The sequence below is a fragment of the Rhizobium sp. P1_E6 genome (assembly GCF_056405875.1).
Genome location: NZ_JBFUBG010000006.1, coordinates 88,763 through 104,174, shown reverse-complemented (window position 1 = coordinate 104,174; position 15,412 = coordinate 88,763). Strand labels below are relative to the sequence as shown.

General features: G+C 60.3%; 13 protein-coding genes. 8 read left to right on the top strand and 5 right to left on the bottom strand.

Annotated features, from left to right (window positions below):
* Nucleotides 1-192: 192 nt before the first annotated feature.
* Nucleotides 193-564 (bottom strand): response regulator, encoded by a 372-nt coding sequence (locus AC1D35_RS05935; RefSeq protein ID WP_113306946.1) that lies wholly within the window; start codon nucleotides 562-564, stop codon nucleotides 193-195.
* A 165-nt stretch (nucleotides 565-729) separates the two neighbouring features.
* On the opposite strand from AC1D35_RS05935, the gene AC1D35_RS05930 reads away from it, so the two are divergent.
* The 4 genes from AC1D35_RS05930 (at nucleotide 730) to AC1D35_RS05915 (ending at nucleotide 6,584) form a co-directional block, all read left to right on the top strand.
* Nucleotides 730-2,910, top strand: a complete 2,181-nt coding sequence (locus tag AC1D35_RS05930; protein WP_477938341.1) for a sensor histidine kinase — start codon at nucleotides 730-732, stop codon at nucleotides 2,908-2,910.
* Nucleotides 2,897-3,322 (top strand): response regulator, encoded by a 426-nt coding sequence (locus AC1D35_RS05925; protein WP_113298533.1) that lies wholly within the window; start codon nucleotides 2,897-2,899, stop codon nucleotides 3,320-3,322. Before AC1D35_RS05930 ends, AC1D35_RS05925 begins: the two co-directional genes overlap by 14 nt.
* Before the next feature lie 3 nt (nucleotides 3,323-3,325).
* Nucleotides 3,326-4,921, top strand: a complete 1,596-nt coding sequence (locus AC1D35_RS05920) for a response regulator (protein WP_113306947.1) — start codon at nucleotides 3,326-3,328, stop codon at nucleotides 4,919-4,921.
* A gap of 88 nt (nucleotides 4,922-5,009) precedes the next feature.
* Complete coding sequence (locus AC1D35_RS05915) at nucleotides 5,010-6,584, top strand: VOC family protein (protein WP_113307074.1); 1,575 nt, start codon at nucleotides 5,010-5,012, stop codon at nucleotides 6,582-6,584.
* A gap of 1 nt (nucleotide 6,585) precedes the next feature.
* Here AC1D35_RS05915 and AC1D35_RS05910 read toward each other — a convergent pair whose 3' ends face one another.
* The 4 genes from AC1D35_RS05910 to AC1D35_RS05895 form a co-directional block, all read right to left on the bottom strand.
* A complete protein-coding gene (locus AC1D35_RS05910; RefSeq protein WP_113306948.1) occupies nucleotides 6,586-8,283 on the bottom strand; it encodes a hypothetical protein in 1,698 nt (565 codons plus the stop codon).
* A 65-nt stretch (nucleotides 8,284-8,348) separates the two neighbouring features.
* Entirely contained in the window at nucleotides 8,349-9,242 is an 894-nt protein-coding gene (locus AC1D35_RS05905; protein ID WP_113306949.1) for a DMT family transporter, read from the bottom strand.
* 120 nt (nucleotides 9,243-9,362) lie between these two features.
* Nucleotides 9,363-10,814 carry an FAD/NAD(P)-binding protein gene (locus AC1D35_RS05900; RefSeq protein WP_113306950.1) on the bottom strand — a complete coding sequence of 484 codons (1,452 nt, stop codon included), beginning with the start codon at nucleotides 10,812-10,814 and terminating at the stop codon, nucleotides 9,363-9,365.
* Between the two features lie 96 nt (nucleotides 10,815-10,910).
* The gene (locus AC1D35_RS05895; RefSeq protein ID WP_113306951.1) at nucleotides 10,911-11,339 is read right to left on the bottom strand and encodes an OsmC family protein; all 429 of its coding nucleotides are present in this window, start codon (nucleotides 11,337-11,339) and stop codon (nucleotides 10,911-10,913) included.
* 156 nt (nucleotides 11,340-11,495) lie between these two features.
* On the opposite strand from AC1D35_RS05895, the gene AC1D35_RS05890 reads away from it, so the two are divergent.
* Genes AC1D35_RS05890 through ligD form a run of 4 tightly spaced genes read left to right on the top strand, consistent with a single transcriptional unit; the run spans nucleotide 11,496 to nucleotide 15,391 of the window.
* The gene (locus tag AC1D35_RS05890) at nucleotides 11,496-11,762 is read left to right on the top strand and encodes a hypothetical protein (protein ID WP_113298619.1); all 267 of its coding nucleotides are present in this window, start codon (nucleotides 11,496-11,498) and stop codon (nucleotides 11,760-11,762) included.
* 15 nt (nucleotides 11,763-11,777) lie between these two features.
* Nucleotides 11,778-12,011, top strand: coding sequence for a DUF2188 domain-containing protein (locus AC1D35_RS05885; RefSeq protein WP_113298526.1), 234 nt, complete (start codon nucleotides 11,778-11,780; stop codon nucleotides 12,009-12,011).
* Between the two features lie 12 nt (nucleotides 12,012-12,023).
* Nucleotides 12,024-12,866, top strand: coding sequence for a non-homologous end joining protein Ku (gene ku, locus AC1D35_RS05880; RefSeq protein ID WP_113306952.1), 843 nt, complete (start codon nucleotides 12,024-12,026; stop codon nucleotides 12,864-12,866).
* Nucleotides 12,867-12,868: 2 nt separating this feature from the next.
* A complete protein-coding gene (gene ligD, locus AC1D35_RS05875) occupies nucleotides 12,869-15,391 on the top strand; it encodes a DNA ligase D (protein WP_113306953.1) in 2,523 nt (840 codons plus the stop codon).
* Nucleotides 15,392-15,412: the final 21 nt, after the last annotated feature.

Sequence of the window (15,412 nt, the reverse complement as noted above, 5' to 3'; positions counted from 1 at the left end):
GGAGAGTCGGTCGGCCCATCAGCTAAGGGGTTGGCTGGCGTTCGTGGCGGCGAACACGGATCGGTCGGCTCTCTCAGCGCTTTTGTTTTTCTTCTCTTCGGTTGCATCTTGAAATGCACCGCCAGGCTTGTCAATTGTGCATTGCTGCATGCACCCGGCACTTTGCGCACAGTCTCGTTGCATTTTCCACAATCACCGGTTGCTGATGATGCCGGCAAGATCCAGTGGCTTCTCAAGGTAGAAATCGGCACCGGCAGCAAGTGCCCGTTCACGGTCCTCGACCGCGTCCGAACCACTGCAGACGCCGAGCCGCATCGCGGAAAAGCGGTCGTCCCGCCGCAGTCGCGCGATCAGTTCGCTGCCGCTGTCGAGCGGCATGTAGAGATCGGCGATCAGTATATCCGGCACGCCTTCGCCTTCTTCCAGGCGCTTCTCAAGCGCCTCGAATGCAGCCGGTGCGGTGGAAAAGCAGAATAGATCAACATGTACCTGCTGTTTCTTTCGGATATAGTCGAGATAGAAGAGGTCATCCCGGCTATCATCGATGTAAAACAAGGTCGGCATCTGGCGCCACAATCCGGATATTGTTTCTGATGTCCTGCACTGTCCTTCACTGGGACAGTAACGCCACTTCACTAAAATTCGATATCAACCTTCACGGATTTGCTGTCGAAAAAGCATGTTTTGCGCAACAATCTGCCTATTGAGTATTCGGCGATTTCGGAAAAGATGGCTCGCAAACAAGGACATGGCGAAGAGGTGTTGCAGGTGCGGGATGCCGCTGTAGCGGGACGGAACGGGACGGAAAGCGTACGCTATCGCGCGGTCGCGCTCGTCGTCGGCTGCCTGCTGGTCTTGCTCGGCCTGACGGCGCTGACCGGGTGGCTGCTCGAAGTCGGGGTGATCATCTCGATCGTGCCTGGCTTTCCGTCCATGGCATTCAATACCGCCATCTGTTTCGTGCTGTCGGGTATCGGACTGGCCACGTCGATGGAGACAGGCAGGCGCTACCAAATAGTGCCTGTCATGACTTGCAGCCTTGCCACCCTGCTTTCCGCGATCCGCCTGATGGAGATCATCACGCTCGGCCGCACGATACATAATGTCGATGTGTTCCTGACGCAGTTTTTCATTTCTCCAACCTTTGCCGAGCAGATCGGCGGCGGCATGGGGCCGAATACGGCACTGATCTTCCTGATATCAAATCTTTCCATTCTTTTTGCCCTCTATGGGAGGCAGCCGCGCGGTCAGCTCGTACAGGAACTCACCAGCTATATCGCGATCACGCTCGGCATGATCGCGCTTGCCGGATACATCACCGATGCCGAACAGGGATATCGCTGGGGTCCCTATGCCGCCATGGCCCTGCCTACGGCCATCGGCCTGGTGGCTTTCGGCGGCGGGCTTCTCGCCAGATCCTGGTGGATGTTGCCAACCAACAGGGCACAGATCCCCCTCTGGATACCGGCAACGATCTGTTTTACCGGCATCATCGTCGATCTCTATACACCGCTCGGCGTGGCAAACGGTATTCTCTATGTCCCACTCGTGCTGACAGCGCTCTGGTTCGGCAATCGTAACGCGCCGATCTTCTTCGCTTTCGTCTGTACAGTCCTGATCCTGCTCGGCTTTTTCGCCGTCACCCATGCTGAGAACGAATACTGGCGGGAAGCCGCCAACCGCTCGATCACGGCAGCGACGCTCTGGCTGGTTGCCATTTTCGTCTTCTATTTCATGCGTAACAGCCAGCATCTGGAAACCGAGCGCATCCGCTTCAGCGCGCTGGTCCGCAATACGCCTGACGCCGTGATCGCCATCGACGAGGTGGGGCGGATCATGAGCTTCAATCCGGCCGCCGAGACCATGTTCGGCTACACACCAAAGGAAGCGACCGGCAACAACATCAAGATACTGATGCCGGAACCCTACCATTCCGAACATGACGCCTATCTCGGCAATTACCGGCGCACCGGCGAGGAACGCATCATCGGCACGACGCGCATGGTCTCCGGCCGGCGCAAGAACGGCGTGGTCTTCCCGATCGACCTCTCGGTCAGCGTTGTCATCACCGGCTCGAGCAAGACCTTCGTCGGCGTCGTGCGCGATATCAGCGAGCGCGTGCGCCAGGAAGAGCGGATGAAGACGACGCTTTCCCAACTCGAGGAATATACGGCCGATCTCGAGCGCTCCAACCACGATCTCGACGAGTTCGCCTATATCGCCTCGCACGATCTCAAGGAACCGCTGCGCGGCCTGCACAATCATTCGCGTTTCCTGCTGGAAGATTATGAAGACAAGCTCGACGAAGACGGCGTGCGCCGGCTCAACCGGCTGGTTCGCCTTAGCCAGCGCATGGAAAAGCTCGTCAACGATCTCCTCTATTTTTCGCGAATCGGTCGCCAGCAGCTCGCCGTCAAGCGCACCGACATCGGTTCGATCGTCCGCGACGTTGTTGCCACCATGGAGCTATTTCTGGAAGAGCGGCATGCGAAGGTCGTCATCGACGGCGTACTGCCGGAGGTCGTCTGCGATGCACCGCGCCTGACCGAGGTGTTCCGCAACCTCGTCACCAATGCCATCAAATATAACGACAAGCCCGTGCCTCTCGTCAGCGTCGGCTACCTGGAACGCTATGTCGGCAAGGACGGGACGCTGGCCCGCCATGTCTTTTACGTGAAGGACAACGGCAAGGGCATACCCCAAGAATTCCACGAGGATATTTTCCGCATTTTCAAACGGCTTGAAAAATCGCAAGATTCCGAGGATGGCACCGGCGCAGGGCTCACCTTTGTGCGCAAGATCATCGGGCGTCACAATGGTGAGGTATGGCTGGAGTCAGAAGTCGGCATCGGCACGACGTTTTATTTTACCTTGGGAAGGAAGCGCGAGGACCAGAATGCAGCAGCGTGACATGCAACCGATCCTCATCGTCGAGGACAGCGAGGACGATTTCGAAGCGACGATGCGCGCCTTCAAGCGTACCAATCTGCGCAATCCGATCCGCTGGGCTGCCTCCGGGCAGGAAGCGCTCGATGTGCTCGCCACGATGGCACCGAAGCCTGGCCTCATCCTGCTAGACCTCAACATGCCGGGCCTCGACGGGCGCAAGACGCTGGAGGCAATCAAGTCCAACGCACATTGGCGCAAGATCCCTGTCGTGATCCTTACGACATCGGACGACGAACGCGACATCGAGGGTTGCTATGCGCTCGGCGCCAATACCTATGTACAGAAGCCCGTCGATCTCGACGGGCTGTTCGCCGCCATCCAGCGGCTCAAGGAATACTGGTTCGAAATCGCAATCCTGCCTTTAGAGGGCTGAAGTTTGGCGGAAGACTGCAGCGTTCTCATCATCGACGACAACATAGACGACCGGGAAGTCTATCGCCGCATGCTGGCGCGTGTCCCCGGCACGAACTATACGGTCATCGAGGCCGAGAGCGGTGAGGAGGGTATTGCCCTCAACAGCCAGAGGCGCCCTCAGTGCATATTGCTCGACTATTCGCTTCCCGGCCGTGACGGCCTCGGCGTGCTCTCGGAAATCCTCGCCCACGATGCTGCCGCCAATGTCGTGATGCTGACCGGCCAAGGCAGCGAGACCGTTGCCGTCGAGGTCATGAAGGGCGGCGCGCGTGATTATCTCACCAAGGATGCGCTGTCGCCCGAGACCCTGCATCGCTGCATCCAGAACGCGCTCATGCATGGTGCGCTGGAGGCGAAGCTGGAGCAGAAACGGCAATCGCTGGAGATATTCACCCGCGCCATGGCGCATGATCTCAAGGAGCCGCTGCGGACGATCAAATCCTTCAGCCGCATCCTTCACGGTTCGGCCGAACTGCCGGCCGAAGACCGCGAGCTTCTCGACTATATCCTGAGCGCCGCCGACCATATGGAAGACTTGATCGTCAAGGTGTCGGGCTTCACGAGGCTGGAGGTTTCGAGCGGGCTTGAGCTCAAGCCGGTTTCGCTGTCGGCCGTACTCGACCAGGTGGAGCACAATCTGCATCAGCAGATCGAGAGCCGACAGGCAGTCGTCGTTCGTGGTGCATTGCCTGAGGTGATGGGCGACGCGACGCTGCTGATCCAGCTTTTGCAGAATCTCGTGTCCAATGCGATTCGCTATTGTGAGGATACCGTTCCGGAAGTGCGCATTTCGGCCATGGCAGACAAGGGCATATGCCGCCTGACGGTCGGCGACAACGGGCCGGGCATCGCCCCTGATCACCGTGAGCTGATTTTCCAACCCTTCAAGCGCCTCGTCGGCCGCGGCATCGAAGGCACGGGGCTTGGGCTTGCGATCTGCCGGCGCATCGTGCAGCTGCATAGCGGCTCGATCTGGTGCGAGGCGAAGACCGGCAGGGGCGCGACCTTCCTGCTCGAAGTGCCGCTCGCGGAGATCTCAGGCGAACAGCCGGTCGCCAGCGGACAGCCGCAGACGGCAAAAGCAGCCGACCATACGAACGAAAGCAGCGGCCGGCTCGCCGAAGTGCTGCTGGTGGAAGACAGCCCGGCCGATATCCAGCTTCTGAAGATCAAGCTGATGCGGCGCGAGAAGGTGAGCTTCAACCTGCATGTGGCCACCAACGGCCGCGAGGCAATGCAACTTCTGGAGCAGCGTGCCGGCATTCCCGACCAGCCGCAGATCGACCTGATGCTGCTCGACATCAACATGCCGATCATGGATGGTTTCGAAGTGCTGAACGCGCTCTCGGCCGATCAGCGGCTGAGCCGAATTCCGGTCTGTGTGCTCAGCACGTCAAGCGACGAAAGCGACATACAACGGGCAAGAGACCTCGGCGCGCTCGCCTATATGGTCAAGCCGCCGACGCTGCAACAACTCGAAGAAGCTTTGGAGGAGGTCGACACGCTGGAACTCTTGCCGCGTGGTGACGCACTTGTGCTTTTTGCGGAACAAAATTAGAGAAAAGGCCATTGGCAACGGTATGATGCTAGCAACGACCCTCATACTCACGCTCCTAGCCTCGCCTTTTCAATTCGGGCTTTCATCTATGGCTTCAGGCATACACCATATCACGCTAATCACCCGCAAGGTGCAGGCGAATGTGGATTTCTACGCCGGATTCCTCGGCATGCGGCTGGTCAAGCAGACCGCCGGCTTCGAGGATGCGACGCAGCTTCATCTCTTCTATGGCGATGCGGAGGGCACTCCGGGCTCACTCGTCACCTTCCTCGTCTGGGAAGACGGAGCACCCGGCCGCGCCGGCTATGGCCAGATCAACGAAATGTCGCTGGCGATCGATCCGACCAGCATCGGCTACTGGCTGACGCGTGCCATGCGCTTCGGCCTCCGCTCGGAAGGCCCCGCGGATGAATTCGGCGAACCGGTGCTGCGGTTGAAGGACCCGGATAATGTCATCGTCAAGCTTGCCGGCGCCAGGGATCTGAAATCGCCGGCCGCCTGGGATGGCGGCGATGTGCCGGTCGAGCATTCCGTACAGCGCGTGCGCGGTGCAACCATGCTGACCGAAAAGCCGGCGGAGAGCCGCCATTTCATCGAAAGCCATTTCGGCTACCGCTTCCAGGCAAATCGCGGCACGATCGACCGCCTCGTTTCGCAATCGGGAGACATCATCGACGTGCGCGATGCGCGTGGCTTCTGGTCCGGCGCAGCGGGTACCGGCACAGTCGATCATGTGGCCTTCCGCGCAGATGACGACGCAGCCGTGCTGGCCGTTCACAAGGCGCTCGAAAAGGAAGACGCCTCGGCGACCAACCTGCACGATCGCAAATACTTCCGCTCACTCTATGCCCGCGAGCCCGGCGGCACACTTATAGAGCTCGCCACCAACAAGCCGGGCATGCTGGTGGATGAGCCGAAAGCCACACTTGGAACCAAGCTCTTCATCCCGCCGAAGGATTCGATCACCAATCTGACCGACCTGAAAGTCATGCTCCCGCAGTTTTCCATGCCGGGCCAGCCGCGCATCAATTATCGCGATCTGCCCTTTGTCCATCGTTTCTATACACCGCCCGATCCGGACGGCAGCGTCTTCGTACTGCTGCACGGCTCCGGCGGCAACGAGACGACGCTGATGCCGCTGCTGCACAAGGTCGCACCACGCGCCACCCTTCTCGGCGTGCGTGGGCGCGCGACCGAGGAAGGCTTCCCGCGCTGGTACAAGCGCATCACACCCTTCTCCTTCGACCAGGACGACATCAAGAACGAAGCCGAAGCGTTCGCTGCCTTCATCGAAGGCGCGGTCAAATCCTATGGCCTCGATCCGAAGAAGGTCGTCTATGTCGGCTATTCCAACGGTGCGAACCTTTTGAATTCGCTGCTCTACCTGCACCCGAACCTGGTGCACAAGGCCGTGCTGCTACGCTCCATGCCGGTACTCACCGCCTATCCGCATGCAGACCTGAAGGGCACGGACCTGCTTGTCATCAGCGGCAAGACGGATGCCTACGGCAAATATGCGAGCGAGCTGGAAGGGCGGCTGAAATCATCAGGTGCGACCGTCGATTCCGGCGTCATTTCCGGAGGCCATGACCTCGGCGACGCCGACGTGCCGATCATTCAGAAATGGCTGCTACAGGAAAATAAACTACAGGCAACCCAATAATCTACCAGTGGAAGCTATCAGGGCATGACGGCGGGACGGCATCCGGCAGCGTTGTTGCATTCCGATCGATGGCATAGAGTCTTGCAAAGCCTGCGTTTTTTACAAGATCGATGCCTTCCGGCATCGTGTCGCCGACATTCTGATCGACCATGTCGGCGTTGACGACCAGGATGAAATCGAACTTGCTGCGCCAATCGACAAGATAGGGCGTGAAGCTGGCGGCCTGCGCCATCAGGCCGGGACAGGACAGCACACCGGTCGAAAAGAGATTTCCTTCCGGCACCGATTTCTCCGACCAGGCGGGAAGCACGGCGAGCGGTTGCTTGCCCTGCGCGCTGAAGAGGGTCGGGACAAAGGCATGCGCCAGCGGGACGGCCATCGTCGGCAGGTGCCGGAACGTATCCTCGCTGAATGCAAAATGCCGCGGATCGAGTTTCATCTCGGCAAAGGCCGGATCGTGCTGCAGCGGCAGAATCGCGGCACCGGCGGGAACGGCTTCCAGTACCTTCTCGACGCTCGCAACATCGGCCTGCCCCCGCCACCAGTTGAAACCGATCCACATGGTCCGGCCGAAGACGACGATATTCAGGACAAGGAACAGGATCACGGCCTGTCGCCGGCTGACCTTTTGAAAGGGACAGATCATAATCATGCCGACAAGGGCGGCCATGATGGGAAAGCGCCAGCTTATCCATCCCGTGCCGAGGGCATGCCGCGGCGAGAGGATGGACAGGGCGAGCAGCCCTGCCGCAGTGACGACCAGGCCAGCGTGGATGCGCAGATTTTTCGCGGCAAGCGCCCTGCTGCAGACCAGCAGGATCGGCACAAGGAAAATCGCGTCGACAAACGCAGCATAGGTCCAAATAGCCGAGAGCAGATTAGAGATCAGCAGCATCGGGCTGTCGTTCCAGACCGCCAGGATGTCGCCAACCTGGCTACCGGGAAGATCGGCAGCGGTCAGCGACAGGGCGGCCGGAGGCAGCAGGCAGGCAATCATTGCCGCCACGAGCCTGCCGGCAAGGCGCAGGACCGCCGAACGCGATTTGAGGACATCGAAGCGCCAGGAAAATTCCAGTCCACAGACGATCGCCAGAAAGAAGCCCACGGAAAATATATGAACGACGGTGAGCAGCAGCGAGACTACCACCCGCCACAGGAAGAGCCTGACCGCGGAACCGGATTGCAGGCGGTGATCCAGCGTTGCAAACAGCAATGCGAGGCCAAGGCCGATCTGGAAATTGATAAAACCGCCGATCAGCGTGGCGCACCAGGCGAGATACAGCATTCCGATCTGCCAGTAGTAGCTGCCGCCGAACAGGCGTCGATGCAACGTGATGGCGCCGAGCGGCGGCAGGACGATCGCCAGAAACAGCAGGATGCGGGCGAGCAGCGAGACACCGATGAAAGGACCGATGAAGCGCGCGAGCAGATCGATGCCGACATTGGTGAAGGTGCGGTTCCACTCGATCGCGTAGATTTCGGGGAATGGTGCTTCCTTTATCCCGCCGGCAAGCAGCCACATGCGGGCATAGTGGTTCGCATAATCGAGCAGCGGCGGAAACTTGAAGAGGGCAACAAGGATGGCGACAAGGGCCATGAAGGCCACCAATGGCGCGGTCGAAGCCTGGCGCATAGCGACTTCCTGCGGCTTTTCCATATCGTGAACTTCAGCTGAAAATACCTGATCAAGGTTCGCCATGGCCGATCCTGTCCGAACTCCGGGACAGGTCTAGCAGCCAATGGTCAAGCTTCCTTTAAGCGGGATTAGCCGCGCCTTGCGACCATGATGCCCGCCAGAACGATCAGGCCGCCCAAGGCCTGCATTGCTGTGATCGACTCGTTGAGCAGAGCCCAGGCGAGAATGGCCGCCACAACCGGCTGGAGAAGCAGCGTCAGCGAGGAGAAGGCGGCCGGCAGATAGGCAAGCGCGTAGGCGATCGCCACTTGCCCGCCTGCATGGCTGATGAAGGCAAGGCCGAAGACGATCGACCAGCCATAAAGGCTGGCCGGCAGCATCTGGCCTTCGAAGAAGAAGGCGAGCGGGAAGATGCCGACTGCTGCAGAGGCTGTGCTCCACAGCATGATACGGATCGTATCGAAACGGCTGCGAAGCGCGCCGATCGCCAGGATATAGCAGGCGTAGAAGAAGGCGGCGATCATGGCGACGCCATCACCGCGCAGGTCACCATTGCCGAAGGCGGCAGGCCCGCCCTTCAGCACGACCACGCCGGCCAATGCCAGCACGAGGCCGAGCACGAAGACGCGGGTAACCTTCGCGCCGAAGAACAGGAAACCGATGGCGGTCACGAAAACCGGCGCAAGGTTTGCGAGCAATGTCGCATTGGCGACCGAGGTCATGGTGATCGACAGATGCCAGGCCGAGAGATCCAACGCCAGCACGGCGCCCGGCAGGATCAGCAAGCCGTAATCGGCAAGGCTCTTCGGCTTGGGGCCGGTATCCTTGCGCAGAAGCGAAAAGATGAAGATCGGGATCAGCGCCAGCGCCACACGCCAGAAGGCCGTCGCCATCGGCCCGACTTCGGAAAGCCGTACGAAGATCGGCGATCCGCCGATCGCAGCGCCGCCAAGAATGAGGGCGATCAGCGGAAGACGGCTGGTGGATGGATTTTCGGAAACGGGGGAAGCGGCCTGCGACATGATCTCGATGCTCTCTGTGCGGCTTTGTTGAGTAAGCCGCGCCTGTCGTCGCGGACTAGCAGAAGTCGCACAGGGATGACAGTCACAGAACGACAGATCGATAGGGAACAGAGCCACGAACTATCTCGCGGCTGCGGCTTTCAGCTTCTCGGCGATCTCGCGGGCAACGAAAACTGTATGTTCCGTTATCTGCGGCAATCCCATCAGCTCCCCGAACGTGCCGCGTGCAAGCGGGCCTGAAATAAGCAGCGATGAGACCACCCTGCCCTCTGGTCCCAGAGCCTCGGAGCGCTCACTGCAGGCAAGCCCGAGGCCGGTCGGATCAAGCGCGAGATAGCCCTCCCGCGCGAGTTCGCTGAGCCAGGGCTGCGTCTGCAAAATGCCGCCATGTGCCGGACCGGTCGTGACGATGACAGCATCGAACATTCGTTCCAATTTTCCGCGTGCATGCCGCGGCTGGAGGGTGACGTGGATCGCCTCGCCCTCTACCTTCGCATCGGCGATGGATGCCGCGAGGATTTCCAGCCTGCCGGCTTCGATTGCGGCGTCGAGCACCGCCTCCACCTGCGGCGCGATGCGGAAGCGGTGAACATCCCAGTAAGGCCGCAGATGCCGGACGATCCGCCGCCGCTCGGCAACCGGTAAACTGCGCCAGAGATCGTGACCCTGGCCACGCACCTGATCGATCACGGCATGCCAGCTCTGGCCACGCTCGGTCGCCTGGCGGATCGTCTGCCGGATAAGACGCAGCAACGCGACGGCTGACAATGCCGGCTCGGAGATGAAATCACCGAAAGCCTCCTGCGGAACTGCGGCATGGCCGCGCGAACGAAGGCCGCGGCGGGAGATTGCGGTAACGAAGCCGTCGTGGCCGTTTCGCGCAAGGGAGGCAATCACGTCTGCCGCGGTCAGCCCGTTGCCGATGACGAGAACCCTGTCATGCGGCCGCACGACTTCGAGCGCACCCGATTGGGTGGTGTCGGCAACGAAGCGCGGGTGTTCCCCAAGAATAGCCGCGAGCCTGCCCGGCGCCACCGGCGGCGGATGGCTGGTGGCGATGGCGACGATATCGGCCTCCGTCAGCCCGCCCTTGTCATCGAGGATCGCCCAGCCACTACCCCGGCGGTGGATGCCGGTCACGGTCGCCCGGCGATGGCTGATGGCGCCAGACTTCAGGAAAGGCTGGAGGAGCGAGCCAACGTAATCGCCGAATACGCGCCGGCGCGGGAAAAGCTGGCCGTTCTCGCGCGCGGCTTCGGGATCGTCGCGCACGGCATTGTTCGCCTCGATCCAGCGCTGGAACTCTTCCAGATCATCCGGCTGCAGGCTCATCTTGGCGGCCGGCACATTGATGCGGTGCGCCGGATCGGCAGTGTCATAGGCAAGGCCACGGCCCAGCATGGGACGCGGCTCGAAGACCACGATATCGGCTGCATCGTCGCCAGTCAGCTTCAGCAGATGGTAGGCGACACCCGCCCCGGAAACGCCGCCGCCGATGATGGCGACGAGCGGCCGCCGGGATTTCTGTTCGGTCGAAGCTTGTGTCTGGAACTGCATCTCAGCCGGCATCATTTCAATCGATGCCGGAGCATAAGTTGAGGGCGAAGACCACGCAATGCTCCGGTCCTATAGTCTATGATTTTTATGCCGAAACCTGCGGTGACCCGATCAGCCGGAGATCGTGGTTGCGAATTCCGGAGTGCCCCTGATGGTGTTGCTGACCGTGCAAATCTCGTCTTCGGCCATGTGGGCGATCTTGCGGCGCGTTTCCTCGTCGATATCGCCTTTGATGGAGAAGGCGATGTTGAACTTCGCGACGCGCGACAGCCCTTCCGCCGCCTTCTCGCCGGTCACATCAGCGGTGATCTCGGTGATCTTGTCGAGGATGCCGAGCTGGCTTGCCGCCATGCGGGCGCTCAGCACGAGACATGCCGAAAGCGAGGAATAGAGCAGATCGAGTGGATTGAAGCCCGGCTGCGACGGGCTGGTAACGATATCGATCTCGCCGCCGGTGACCGACGTGACATGCGGGAAACCGGTTCGGCCGAGAACGGCGCTTGCACCTGTGGGACGGGGACGCGCCTTGAGATCGGCCATTTTGAAATCCTCTGTCGAATAGAGCTTTCAAATAGTGTCTTAGCCGCAAACCCGCAATGCGGCGATTTTGATTTTCAATGCGCCGTTCAGCGGAACCTTTCCACCTGTCAGCGGTTTTTTCCCGTGAACAACCTCATGAAGAGGCAGGATTTTCCCATGCCTGGCATCCGCAAGATCGACCGCAAACACAGCAGCATGGATGCGCGCGACCGACTGATCGTAGCGCTCTATGCCCAGCTCAAGGCCGAACGGGAAACCCGCGAGACGCTGGAATGGGCAATACGCAATGGCGCTGTGTCCAGGGAAGTCCTGGAGGCGATCGCCGCCGATCCGGTTCCGGTCGTCACAAGCGAGGATATCGCATCTGTTGAAAAGATCATCGCGCTTGACGAGCGGCGCAGTCGCTCGCGTGGCAACGGCTGACAAGGAGGAAAGCACATGGCCGACATCACCTATCAGATCGTCCCTCACGACAATGGCTGGGCCTACAAGCTCGGTGATACATTGTCTGAACCCTATGCCACTGCAGAACAGGCGATGGATCGCGCGCGAGACGTAGCCGCGCGCCAGAAAATCGGCGACGGCGATGCGCTGCTCGCCTATCCGGCGCCGGATGGAAGCGGCTGGAAATTCCAGCCAATCGAAACCGACAAAAGCAACAGCAGGCTCTGAACGGAGGACGCGATGGCGGGACGCGCGAGCTGGAAGGGCCATCTGAAGGTCGGCGACCTCGCTTGCGCCGTTGGCCTTTATACGGCTGTTTCTTCTTCCGACCGTGTCTCTTTCAACATCGTCAACCGCAGGACTGGCCATCGCGTCGAGCGGCAGTTCGTCGATAGCGAAACGGGCAAACCGGTGGAGCGCGACGACCAGGTCAAGGGCTACAGGATGGAGAGCGGCGACTACATCGTCATCGAAGGCGACGAGATTGCCGAGATCATGCCCGAAAGCGACAAGGTGCTGAATGTGCAAGGTTTCATTCCCTGCGATGGGATCGACAAGCTCTATTTCGACCGCCCCTACTATCTGGCGCCAGTCGACGAGCATGATGCGGAAGCCCTCGCATTGATTGCCAAGGGCATGCTTGACGGCAAGGTGGCAGCCCTTGCCGAAGCCGTGCTCTTCCGCCGCAACCGGACGCTGCTCATCCGTGCCCATGACGACCACATCATCGCGACCATGCTGAACTTCGACTATGAGGTGCGCTCTGCAAGCTCCATTTTCAAAGACATTCCCGATATCAAGTTCGACAAGGAAATGCTGGAACTTGCCGGCCATATCATCGGCACCAAACAAGGCAGTTTCGACCCGAGCGAGTATCACGACCGCTACGAATCCGCGCTCGTCGAACTGGTGAAAGCCAAGATTGAAGGTCGCGCGCCGCCGAAGCGCAAGCGCGAGCCGGAGCGCAAGGTGGTCGATCTCAGGGAGGCGCTGCGCCAAAGTGCGAAGATGGGCGGCAAGGCGCCGGCGAAGAAGCCTGCCGCACGCAAGACCTCCGATAGAAGCAGCAGAAAGGCCGGCTGACCATGGCTCTCGAAACCTATCAGGCCAAACGCGACTTCAAGATCACATCGGAGCCGCGCGGCCGGAAAGGCCGGGCGACAGGCAACAGTTTCGTCATCCAGAAGCACGACGCCACGCGCCTGCATTATGATTTCCGTCTTGAGATGGATGGCGTGCTGAAAAGCTGGGCCGTCACCAAGGGTCCGAGCCTCAACCCCGAGGACAAGCGGCTTGCAGTGCATGTCGAGGATCATCCCCTCACCTACGGCGATTTCGAAGGCATCATTCCAAAAGGCCAGTATGGCGGCGGCACGGTCATCGTCTGGGATCGCGGCGTCTGGACTCCAACAGGCGATCCGCGCAAAGCCTACAAGAAAGGCCACTTGGAATTCGAACTCGACGGCGAGAAGCTGAAAGGGCGCTGGCATCTCGTGCGCATGCATGGCAAGGCCGGCGAAAAACGCGAAAATTGGCTGCTCATCAAGGGTGAGGACGAGGAAGCCCGCAATGAGGGCGAGGCCGATATCCTCGAGGAGCGTCCCGAATCCGCCAAGACCGGTCGGCAACTCGAAGAGGTGGCGGAAAATCCTGATGCCACCTGGCACTCCAGACCAGAAGGCGGCAAGGCCGTTGCCGCAAAAGCCGGGACTCCGGTGAGGAAGGCAAAGTCTCCTGCCCCGAAAGAGCAGGATTGGCCGAAGGGCGCGAAAAAAGCTGATATGCCCGACTTCATCGAGCCGGCGCTCGCCAAGCTGAAGCCCAAGCCACCGGCCGGTGAACGCTGGATCCACGAGATCAAGTTCGACGGTTACCGGCTGCAGGTGAAGATCGAGGATGGGCGGGTAACGATGCTTACACGCGGCGGTCTCGACTGGACGGAAAAATTCGGCCGGAACATTGTCGATGCCTTCGCTTCCTTGCCGACTGAAACGGCCGTCATCGATGGTGAACTGGTGGTGGAGCGCGATACCGGCGCATCAGATTTCTCCGCCCTGCAACACGATCTCAGTGAAGGCCGCTACGACCGCTTCGTCTTCTATGCTTTCGACCTCCTCTATCTCGATGGATACAGCCTGCTCGACGTAGGCCTTCTCGAGCGCAAACATCTGCTTGAGAAGCTCATTCCCGAAAATAGCGGCAAACTGCGCTACAGCGCGCACTTCAACGAGAACGGTGGTTTGGTTTTGAACCATGCCTGCCGGCTCAGTCTCGAAGGCGTCGTCTCCAAGCAGCGCGACAGCCACTACGTCTCAGGCCGCAAGGGTGAATGGATCAAGTCAAAATGCTCGCAGCGGCAGGAATTCGTCATCGGTGGCTATATGCCCTCGACCGCCATGAAGAATGCCATCGGCTCGCTTGCCATGGGTTATTACGAAGACGGCGCGCTGAAGCATGTCGGCCGCGTCGGCACCGGCTATACGGTTGCGACGGCGCAGCTGCTTTACGAACGCCTGTCGGCGATCGAGCTGAAGCAGAATTCCTTCGACGACAAGCTGAGCGCCGAAGAGCGGCGCGGCCTGCATTACGTCAAGCCGCAACTCGTGGCCGAAGTGGAGTTCCGCGCATGGTCGGCGGATGGTAACCTGCGCCACGCGGCCTTCCGCGGACTGCGGGAGGACAAGCCGGCAAAGGACGTTGTGCGCGAGATGGAAAAGACGACCGCGAAAAACCTGCCGAAATCAGCCGTGACGCTGACCCATCCCGATCGCATCTACTGGCCGGACGAGGGCGTCACCAAGGAAGGTCTCGCCAATTATTATGCTCAGGTCTGGCGCTTCATGGCGCCCTATGTCGTCAACCGGCCGCTTGCCCTGCTGCGCCTGCCCGACGGCATTTCCGGCCATCAGCGTTTCTTTCAGAAACATGCATGGAAAGGCATGAACGAACATATCGACGAGATCACCGACCCCAAGGACAAGGGGGGAGAGAAGCTGCTGCGCGTCACCGATTTCGACGGCGTCGTGGCCCTGGTGCAATCCGCCGTGCTGGAAATCCATCCATGGGGTACGACAACCGACAATTGGGAAAAACCCGACATGATCACCATGGACCTTGATCCAGGTGAGGATGTGCCATGGGAGAATGTGATAGCGGCGGCTTACGAGTTGAAGGAGCGCCTCGAGGACGAAGGTCTTGCGGCCTTCGTCAAGACATCGGGTGGCAAGGGCCTGCATGTGGTGACGCCGCTGGAGCCGAAGGCCGGCTGGGACCAGGTGAAGGGTTTTGCCAAATGGCTTGCGGACAGCATGTCGAAGGATGATCCCGACCGCTACCTTGCAACCGCCACCAAGGCAAAGCGCAACGGCAAGATCTTCATCGACTACCTCAGGAACGGGCGCGGCAATACCGCGGTGGCCGCCTATTCCGCCCGAGCGCGCCCGGGTGCTGCGGTCTCCATGCCGCTGGAATGGAGCGAGCTGACAGCCGAGATCGGCCCTGCCTATTTCACCGTCGACAATACGCCGGCGCGGCTCGATGCGCTTCCAAAGGATCCGTGGGATGGATTCTTCGCCGCGGCCAAACCGTTGCAGACGCGGAAGCGATAGAGCTTCGCTGTAAACCCTCCC

Excerpts from the sequence above, each read along its gene's own strand:
- AC1D35_RS05935 (WP_113306946.1), bottom strand. The coding sequence starts at position 564 with ATGCCGACCTTGTTTTACATCGATGATAGCCGGGATGACCTCTTCTAT.
- AC1D35_RS05930 (WP_477938341.1), top strand. The coding sequence starts at position 730 with ATGGCTCGCAAACAAGGACATGGCGAAGAGGTGTTGCAGGTGCGGGAT.
- AC1D35_RS05925 (WP_113298533.1), top strand. The coding sequence starts at position 2,897 with ATGCAGCAGCGTGACATGCAACCGATCCTCATCGTCGAGGACAGCGAG.
- AC1D35_RS05915 (WP_113307074.1), top strand. The coding sequence starts at position 5,010 with ATGGCTTCAGGCATACACCATATCACGCTAATCACCCGCAAGGTGCAG.
- AC1D35_RS05910 (WP_113306948.1), bottom strand. The coding sequence starts at position 8,283 with ATGGCGAACCTTGATCAGGTATTTTCAGCTGAAGTTCACGATATGGAA.
- AC1D35_RS05905 (WP_113306949.1), bottom strand. The coding sequence starts at position 9,242 with ATGTCGCAGGCCGCTTCCCCCGTTTCCGAAAATCCATCCACCAGCCGT.
- AC1D35_RS05900 (WP_113306950.1), bottom strand. The coding sequence starts at position 10,814 with ATGATGCCGGCTGAGATGCAGTTCCAGACACAAGCTTCGACCGAACAG.
- AC1D35_RS05895 (WP_113306951.1), bottom strand. The coding sequence starts at position 11,339 with ATGGCCGATCTCAAGGCGCGTCCCCGTCCCACAGGTGCAAGCGCCGTT.
- AC1D35_RS05890 (WP_113298619.1), top strand. The coding sequence starts at position 11,496 with ATGCCTGGCATCCGCAAGATCGACCGCAAACACAGCAGCATGGATGCG.
- AC1D35_RS05885 (WP_113298526.1), top strand. The coding sequence starts at position 11,778 with ATGGCCGACATCACCTATCAGATCGTCCCTCACGACAATGGCTGGGCC.
- ku (WP_113306952.1), top strand. The coding sequence starts at position 12,024 with ATGGCGGGACGCGCGAGCTGGAAGGGCCATCTGAAGGTCGGCGACCTC.
- ligD (WP_113306953.1), top strand. The coding sequence starts at position 12,869 with ATGGCTCTCGAAACCTATCAGGCCAAACGCGACTTCAAGATCACATCG.